The organism is Paraburkholderia bengalensis, assembly GCF_037126505.1.
GTDB lineage: Bacteria > Pseudomonadota > Gammaproteobacteria > Burkholderiales > Burkholderiaceae > Paraburkholderia > Paraburkholderia bengalensis.
Genome location: NZ_JACFYJ010000178.1, coordinates 1 through 7,849 on the forward strand (window position 1 = coordinate 1; position 7,849 = coordinate 7,849).

Below are 7,849 nucleotides of genomic sequence, written 5' to 3' on the forward strand. Positions count from 1 at the left end.
GGCTTTCTTTTGCCTGCTTTTCTTTGCCGCTGCAAAGAAAAGTAGGTGCCGCCCCGCACAGGGGCAACGCCTGCGCCGCGAGGCGCCATCGCGGATGCCAGCGAAAAGGGTGAACACAGATCAGAAAAGCCTGCGCAGCAAAGACACCATCGCGGATGCCCGCGCAAACGCACGCACACAACAAAAACGCCCGCGCCGCCCAGGCGCCCCTCCACCAGCGTCGCAGACAAAAACCCTACCTCAATCCAGCATGAGTCTGCCCAGTAGTCTCGACAACCAGCAGTCCCGCCCGCAACCCCGGCTTGACGGCGGCATTGGGAAACACGATCCGCTCCTCGTCGTGACGCACGACATACCGATACTCGCCATCGCGCGCGAGCAAAGTCCCGCGTCCATACGCGGTGAAATTCGCGACATCGCTGGCGAGCAGCAACTCGAAATCGTCGCTTCGCTTGGTGATCTGATCGATCACCGTGAAAACGCGTGGCAGCGGCAATCCATCATCGCCCCGCCCGCCGCCGACCAGCTGCCGCAGCGCGGCATCCGCGCCCGCAAACCTCGCCAAGTCGTTCTGCCCAAATGGCCTGACCTTGCCGAGCTCGAGCGTGCACGCATCCGCGCCGCAAGCCTCGGCGGTGAAGTGCGAAAAGGTGTTGCCCTTCGTCGTGTGCAGCAGCACGGCCGCAATGCGCGCATCGCGCAACCACTCGAACATGGCGCGCGATAGCGGCGCGCCCGTATGCGGCAGCAACGCGAACTGCTCGAACACGGAGGCACGAATTGCCGTGTGCATGTCGATATGCCAACGCGCGCCCGGCATATCCGGCGCCGCCGCGAAAAAATGCTCCGCAGCCTGCTCCAGCACGGCCGCGCGAGGCGCCTCGCGGCTCGCGGGCAACTGCGCATGTCGGCCGCTGAAAAGCCGGTTCAGATCGTCGTCGATATAGCGGCGCGACTCGCGCATCGCCTGCACGTTGCCGAGCACCACGAGCAGACGGCACGCGAGCGCGGCCTGTCCCCGCGCAATGTCGCGCACCAGCAGCGACAGCAACTCGATGGGCGCCGTCTCGTCGCCGTGAATACCCGCCGACGCAAGCACGCTGTGCCCGACGCCGCCCGACGACGCCGCCGGCTCCAACTGCAACACGCCGTCGTCGATCCACGTCCAGCGCGCGCCGCTCGCGCATTCGCCCTCGTGCGCAGCGTCGGCGGGCCGATTGCCGGCGAGCGTGAACGCGAGGAAGTCGTCGAGCATGGCGGGCATCGACTTCTCAGCGCTGGAAATCATACAGCGAGCCGAGACCCAGAATCTGCGTCAGTTCGTCGAGCGCGGTGCGCGACTCGACGAGCAATTGCGGATCGGTGAGATCCGTGGGTGCAAGACGGTCGCGATAGTGCTTCTCGATCCATCCGTCAAGACGCGCGAAAAGCGTGTCGTCGATCCACACGCCCGGCGTCACCGCGCCGCGCTCCGCCTCGTTCAGCACGACACGCAGCCGCAGGCACGCCGGGCCGCCGCCGTTCTTCATGCTCTCGCGCAGATCGAACACGAGCACGTCGTCGATGGGCGCCGTGCTCGCGACGAGTTCGTCGAGGTAAGCGGCCACGCGCGGATTCTCGCGGCACTCCTGCGGCACGACGAGCACCTGCCTGCCGTCGCGGTTCAACAGCAACTGGCTGTTGAACAGATACGACGACACAGCATCGGCGACTGTCACCTGCGCTTCGGGCACTTCGATCACATTGAATTCGCCGTTGAGCTTCGACAGCTTCGCGCGCAGTTCGTCGTACACCGCGTTCTGGTCGACGAACGCGAGCTGATGGCAAAACAGCGTGCGCGCATTGCCGACGGCGATCACGTCATTGTGGAACACGCCGGCATCGATCACTTCGGGCGTCTGCTGCGCGTACACGGTCGCATCGTCGGCAAGTCCGTGACGATGCGCAACGGCGCGGCTCGCCTCGAACGTCTGCCGGGCGGGATAACGCTTAGGCTCCGCGCCGCGGCGATATTCGCTGCGCCCATACACGAAGAACTCGACGCCCTTCGCGCCATACTGCGCGCAAAACCGCGTGTGATTCGCCGCGCCTTCGTCGCCGAGCGCAGGCGTGCCGGGCAACGCTTCGTGCACGACGAAGCGCGCCGGGTCCGCGAAAATCGCGCGCAACGTGCGTGCCGTCGCCTGATGCTCGATCGCGCGATGCAGCTTGCTCGTCAGGTTGGCGGGCGTGAAGTGCACGCGGCCATCGTGCGTGTCCGCCGACGGGCTCACGGTCGCCGCGTTCGCCGTCCACATCGCGGATGCCGAGCTCGCCGCCGCGAGCAGCTCAGGCGCGTTCTGCGCGACGCGCGCGATCACGCTGGCGTCGTCGCCGGAAAACCCGAGTTCGCGCAACAGGCGCATCGACGGACGTTCCTGCGGCGGCAGCACGCCCTGACTGAAACCGAGGTCGGCGAGCTGCTTCATCTTGCGCAGACCCTGCTTGGCCGCCGCCTTCGGATTCGCGATGGACTTGTCGTTGTTCTGCGATGCGACGTTGCCGAACGACAAGCCCGCGTAGTTGTGCGTCGGTCCGACGAGTCCGTCGAAATTGGCTTCAATGGCTTGCATCGTCGATCCTCAGAAATGAAGGCCCGGCGATACGCTCGCGGGCATGTGCAGTTGCGCGCTTTCGACGGATGCCATCGGATACGCGCAGTAGTCGGCCGCGTAGTAAGCGCTCGGCCGGTTGTTGCCCGAGCGGCCCGTGCCGCCGAACGGTGCCGCCGACGACGCGCCATTGGTGGGCCGGTTCCAGTTGACGATGCCCGCGCGGATCGCGCGCTGGAAATGCGTCCACAGTGCTTCGTCGTCGGCGAGCAGCCCCGCAGACAGGCCGAATGCCGTGTCGTTGGCGCCCGCGATCGCGTCGTCGAACGAGCCGTAGCGAACGATCTGCGCGAGCGGCCCGAAATGCTCTTCGTCGGGTAGTGCCGATACGTTCGTCACATCGAGAATGGCGGGGCTCACGAAGCCGAGCTTCGGATCGCGCTGCGTCATCTTCAACAGGGGCTTCGCGCCGTCGGCGATCAGCCGCGCCTGCGCTTCGACGAGACGCGCGGCCGCGCGCGCCGAAATCACGGCGCCCATGTACGGCTGCGGATCGGCGTTGTATTCGCCCACGGCAATGCGCGAACTCACCTCGACCAGACGCGCGACGAAACGATCGCCGAACGCATCATTGGGCACGAAGATGCGGCGCGCGCACGTGCAGCGCTGCCCGGCCGACAGAAACGCCGATTGAATCGTGTGATGGACGGCGGCATCGAGATCGTCGACGGGTGCGATCACGAGGGGATTGTTGCCGCCCATTTCGAGCGCGAGCACGATCTCGGGACGTCCGCCAAACTGCTTGTGCAGCAGCGTGCCCGTGTCCGAACTGCCCGTGAAAAACAGCCCGTCGATCTGCCGGTGATTTGCGAGCGCAATGCCCGTATCCTTCTCGCCCTGCACGAGGTTCAGCACGCCCGCGGGCAGACCCGCGTCGCGCCACACTTCGACGGTCGCGCGCGCGACGCCCGGCGCGAGTTCCGACGGCTTGAACACGACCGCGTTGCCCGCGATCAGTGCGGGCACGATGTGCCCGTTGGGCAAATGGCCCGGAAAGTTGTACGGACCGAACACGGCCACCACGCCGTGCGGACGATGACGCAGCACAGCCGTGCCGTCCGCCATCGCGGCCCGCCGCTCGCCCGTGCGCTCGTTGTAGGACTGGATCGAGATCTCGACCTTCGCCGCCATCGACGCGACTTCCGTGCGCGCTTCCCACAGCGGCTTGCCCGTCTCGCGGCCGATCGCTTCCGCAATCGCTTCCTTGCGCTCGGTGATCAACGCCGCGAACCGGCGCACCACGGCGACGCGCTCGTCGAGGCTCACGGCCGACCACAGCGCAAACGCGCGGCGCGCGCTGGTCACGGCGCGCTCGACATCGTCCGCCGATGCGCTATGGCCTTCCCACACTGTCGCGCCCGTACCGGGATTGCGCGATGCGAATGCGTGTCCTGTGCCGGCGACCCATTCGCCGTCGATGAAAAGCTCGCTCATGTCGATCCTTGTTTCTGTTTCATTTGCGCGCATCATGTGCGCGCATCATTTGCGTACAAGCGGCAGCACGCGCACGGGCTCGCCTGCCTTCACGTTCAATGCCGCCGCCTCGTCGGCGGGCAGACGGAACACACCGTTCTCGACGACGCCCGCCGCGACACCCGTGCGGAAGTCCTCTAGCGACGTGTTCGATACGAGCGAACGCGCGCCGCCTTCCTGCGCATCGACAGCCGCGATCTCGACAGGCACGACGACGCTCTCGCGCACCGTGCGCAAGTCCGCGATGTGACATTCGAGCACGGGGCCCGCATCGAAGATGTCGACGTGATTCTCGTAACGCAGCCCTTCCGCTTCGAGCATCTTGCGGGCGGGCAGCGTGTCGCTGTGCGTGAGCGCGATGGCGTGCTGCGCCTCTTCCGGCAACAGTTCGACATACACGGGAAAGCGCGGCATCAATTCGGCGAGAAACGATTTGCGGCCGTGCGAGCTGAGATAGTCCGCGGCGTTGAAGTCGATCTGATAAAAATGCGAGCCGACCGCGCGCCAGAACGGCGACGTGCCGTCCGCATCGAAATGGCCGCGAAGCTCGGCACAGATGCGCTGCGGAAAGCGCTCGCGAAACTGCGCGATGAACATGAAACGCGAGCGCGACAGCAGGCCGCCCACGCCATGCGCACGATAACGCGGGCTCAGGAACAGCGAGCACACTTCGGCGTAGCCCGTCAGATCGTGCGAGATGTTCAGCGCGCGCATGCGCGTCCAGATGCCGAGATCCTGCGACGCATGCACCACCGTGCTCACGCGATAGTTGTAGAACGGCTGCTCGAGTCCCACGGCCGTTTCGATGCCGCAGACGCCGGCGATGTCCTTCGTCTGCGAATCTTCCATCACGAAGAAGTAGCCCTTCTCGTGCGGCGCGGCCTTGTCTTCGAGCGTGCGGCGCGCGCGGTCGATGCGCGCGGCCAGTGCATCGCGATCCGGCTTGAAGGTCGTGAGCCCCGGACCGGTCTCCTGAGCGAGCGCGACGAGCGCGTCCACATCGCCCGTCTGCACGACGCGAACGACGATCATTGTGCTTCTCCCGTGGTGTGGTTCTGTTCCTGCTGATGCAGCCGCACGCAGCGCACCGTGTCGCCGTCGCGCACGTCGAGCGCCTCGCGCACGGCGGCGGACAGCGGCGCGCCATCGTCTCGCTCACGCAGATCGGCGAGCACGCAGCGGAATTCGTTTGGCTTGTTGCTCGCGACCAGATACGTCGCGCCCTGCTGCGCCGATGCTTCGCGCACGGCACGCGACTCGTTGCGCACCACGCACGTGCTGCGATCGACCTGCGCCGTCAGCACCGGGCCCGCATCGAAGATATCGACGTAGCGGTCCGTCTCGAAGCCTTCTTCCATGTGGATGTCGTAAGCGAGCAGCGCTTTTTCGTCGGGCTCGCCGAGCACGCGCTGCGCGCTTTCGGGCAACAGCGGCACGTAGACGGGATAGCTCGGCATCACTTCCGCGATGAAGGTGCTGCTGCGCCCGCCCGACTGCACTTCGATGTCGGCGAAGTTGCGGCCGAAGAACTTGCGGCCCACGGCTTCCCAGAACGGCGACACGCCCGTGTCGTCCGTCACGCCGAGCAGAAGCGAGAACACTTCGGACGTGAAGCGCTTGCGGTTGGCCGCGACGTACATCATCCGCGCGCGCGACATCAGATGCGCGGCGGCGTCGCCGCGCATCGCGGGATCGATATAGAAGCCGGCGAGCCGGCTCTTGCCCGTCAGTTCATGCGACATCGTGAGCGCGTGAATCTTGCGGTTCACGTGCAGTTCGCGCGATGCGTGAATGAGGGCGTCGTTGCGGAACACGTAGAACGGTTCCGAGTAACCGGCTGCCGCGACGATGCTCGCCGTGCCGTGCAGCTTGCCCGTCTCGCTGTCCTCCAGCACGAAGAGATAGAACTCCTCGCCGGGAAAATCGACTTCCGCGCGAAACGAGTCTTCCGACAACGCGACGCGCGCTTCCAGCGCGCGCCGGTCATGCGGCAGCGAGTGCAGCACGGGCTGCGCGTTGCGCGCCATCTGTTGCAAGGCGTCGAGATCGGCCAGGCGGCCTGGGCGGACGAAGAGCATCGTGGTCTCGTGTCTCGTGGGAGTGGACTGAACGGCTTACTTCGCGAGCGCCGTTGCGCCGACGACTTCTTCGATGGCCTTTTCGAAGCGCGCGAGACCTTCGTTCATGTCGTCGAGCGAAATGATCAGCGACGGCGCAAAACGCAGCACGTCGGGGCCCGCCATCAGCATGATGACCCCATGCTTGCCCGCCGCCGTCACGAAGTCTTTTGCGCGGCCCTTGTACGCCTGCGTGAGTTCCATGCCGATCAGCAGACCCTTGCCGCGCACGTCCTTGAAGATGCCGAAGCGTTCGTTGAGCTTCGCGAGCGTCGCCTTCAGCTGTTCGCTGCGCGAGCGCACGCCTTCGAGCAGCTTCGGATCGCTGACGAGGTCGACCACCTTCAGCGCGATGGCCGTGGCGAGGGGATTGCCGCCGTACGTCGTGCCGTGCACGCCCACCTTGAAGTGCGCGGCGAGTTCGTTCGTGGTCAGCATCGCGCCGATCGGGAAGCCGTTGCCGAGCGCCTTGGCCGTCGTCAGGATGTCGGGCGTGACGCCCGTGTCCTGATAGGCGTAGAAGAAGCCCGTGCGGCCGACGCCCGTTTGCACTTCGTCAAAAATCAGCAGCGCGTTGTGCTGGTCGCACGCTTCGCGCAAGGCCTTGAGGAATGCGGGATCGGCGGGAATCACGCCGCCTTCGCCCTGCACCGGCTCGACGATCACCGCGCAGGTCTTCGGGCCGATCGCGGCGCGCGCCGCCTCGATGTCGTTGTACGGCAGGTGGCGGATGCCGCCGGGCACGGGGCCGAAGCCTTCCGAATACTTCGGCTGGCCGCCGACGCTCACCGTGAAGAACGTGCGGCCGTGGAACGATTGCGTAAACGAGACGATTTCGTCCTTGTCGGCGCCGTAGCGGTCGAAGGCGACGCGGCGCGCGAGCTTCAGCGCGGCCTCATTCGCTTCCGCCCCGGAGTTTGCAAAGAATGCGCGGTCGGCGAAGGTGAGTTCTTCGAGGCGCCTCGCGAGGCGCAAGACGGGTTCGTTCGTGTAACCGTTACCGATATGCCAGAGCTTGGCGCCCTGCTCGTGCAGAACCTTCAGCAGTTCCGGGTGCGAGTGACCGAGCGCCGTCACCGCGATGCCGCCCGCGAAGTCGATGTAGTCCTTGCCTTGCGTGTCCCACACGCGGGAGCCGACGCCGCGGTCGGGCACGAAGGACGCCGGCGCGAATACGGGGACCATCACTTCGTCGAAAGTCTGGCGGGAAACGTGTTGGGATTGCGTCTGATCGGTCATGGCGTGGCCTCGGGGCTCGTTCGGTGATGTCAGGTAGTTTAGGTGACTGTGGTGAACGCGTCTTGCGTGGAAGCGACGGGTTCTTTTTTTATGTCTTCGTAATGGGGGTGGTTTTTTGCATTTTTGCGCTTTCGCCGCGCGGGCGTTTTTGTTGTGTGCTTGCCTTGGCGCTGGCATCCGCGATGGCGGTCGTTGCTGCGCACGCTGGCGTTGGTGTGCCTTGTCCTTTGCGCTGGCATCCGCGATGGCGCGTCCGTGGCGTGAGCGCTTTTCGTTGTGTGCTTGCCTTTGCGCTGGCATCCGCGATGGCGCCTCGCGGCGCAGGCGTTGCCCCTGTGCGGGGCGGCACCTACTTTTCTTTGCAGCGGC

The 7,849-nt window shown here is 65.6% G+C and carries 7 protein-coding genes; all 7 read right to left on the reverse strand.

Features of this window, described 5'->3' with window-relative positions:
- Positions 1-235 precede the first annotated feature (235 nt).
- Positions 236-1,288, reverse strand: coding sequence for a succinylglutamate desuccinylase (gene astE / locus H3V53_RS41785; protein WP_336602834.1), 1,053 nt, complete (start codon positions 1,286-1,288; stop codon positions 236-238).
- A complete protein-coding gene (astB, locus tag H3V53_RS41790) occupies positions 1,272-2,612 on the reverse strand; it encodes an N-succinylarginine dihydrolase (RefSeq protein ID WP_336602835.1) in 1,341 nt (446 codons plus the stop codon). The genes astE and astB overlap by 17 nt, the downstream gene beginning before the upstream one ends.
- A 9-nt stretch (positions 2,613-2,621) precedes the next feature.
- Positions 2,622-4,085, reverse strand: a complete 1,464-nt coding sequence (gene astD, locus H3V53_RS41795) for a succinylglutamate-semialdehyde dehydrogenase (protein ID WP_336602836.1) — start codon at positions 4,083-4,085, stop codon at positions 2,622-2,624.
- A gap of 45 nt (positions 4,086-4,130) precedes the next feature.
- A complete protein-coding gene (gene astA, locus H3V53_RS41800) occupies positions 4,131-5,156 on the reverse strand; it encodes an arginine N-succinyltransferase (protein ID WP_336602837.1) in 1,026 nt (341 codons plus the stop codon).
- A complete protein-coding gene (aruF, locus tag H3V53_RS41805; RefSeq protein WP_336602838.1) occupies positions 5,153-6,202 on the reverse strand; it encodes an arginine/ornithine succinyltransferase subunit alpha in 1,050 nt (349 codons plus the stop codon). Before aruF ends, astA begins: the two co-directional genes overlap by 4 nt.
- A 36-nt stretch (positions 6,203-6,238) precedes the next feature.
- The gene (locus H3V53_RS41810) at positions 6,239-7,480 is read right to left on the reverse strand and encodes an aspartate aminotransferase family protein (protein ID WP_336602839.1); all 1,242 of its coding nucleotides are present in this window, start codon (positions 7,478-7,480) and stop codon (positions 6,239-6,241) included.
- A 38-nt stretch (positions 7,481-7,518) separates the two neighbouring features.
- A partial coding sequence (locus tag H3V53_RS41815; RefSeq protein ID WP_336602840.1) for a hypothetical protein occupies positions 7,519-7,849 on the reverse strand: 331 nt, incomplete at its 5' end.

Coding starts and splice junctions, on each gene's coding strand:
- H3V53_RS41810 (WP_336602839.1), bottom strand. CDS start 7,480: ATGACCGATCAGACGCAATCCCAACACGTTTCCCGCCAGACTTTCGAC.
- aruF (WP_336602838.1), bottom strand. CDS start 6,202: ATGCTCTTCGTCCGCCCAGGCCGCCTGGCCGATCTCGACGCCTTGCAA.
- astD (WP_336602836.1), bottom strand. CDS start 4,085: ATGAGCGAGCTTTTCATCGACGGCGAATGGGTCGCCGGCACAGGACAC.
- astA (WP_336602837.1), bottom strand. CDS start 5,156: ATGATCGTCGTTCGCGTCGTGCAGACGGGCGATGTGGACGCGCTCGTC.
- astB (WP_336602835.1), bottom strand. CDS start 2,612: ATGCAAGCCATTGAAGCCAATTTCGACGGACTCGTCGGACCGACGCAC.
- astE (WP_336602834.1), bottom strand. CDS start 1,288: ATGATTTCCAGCGCTGAGAAGTCGATGCCCGCCATGCTCGACGACTTC.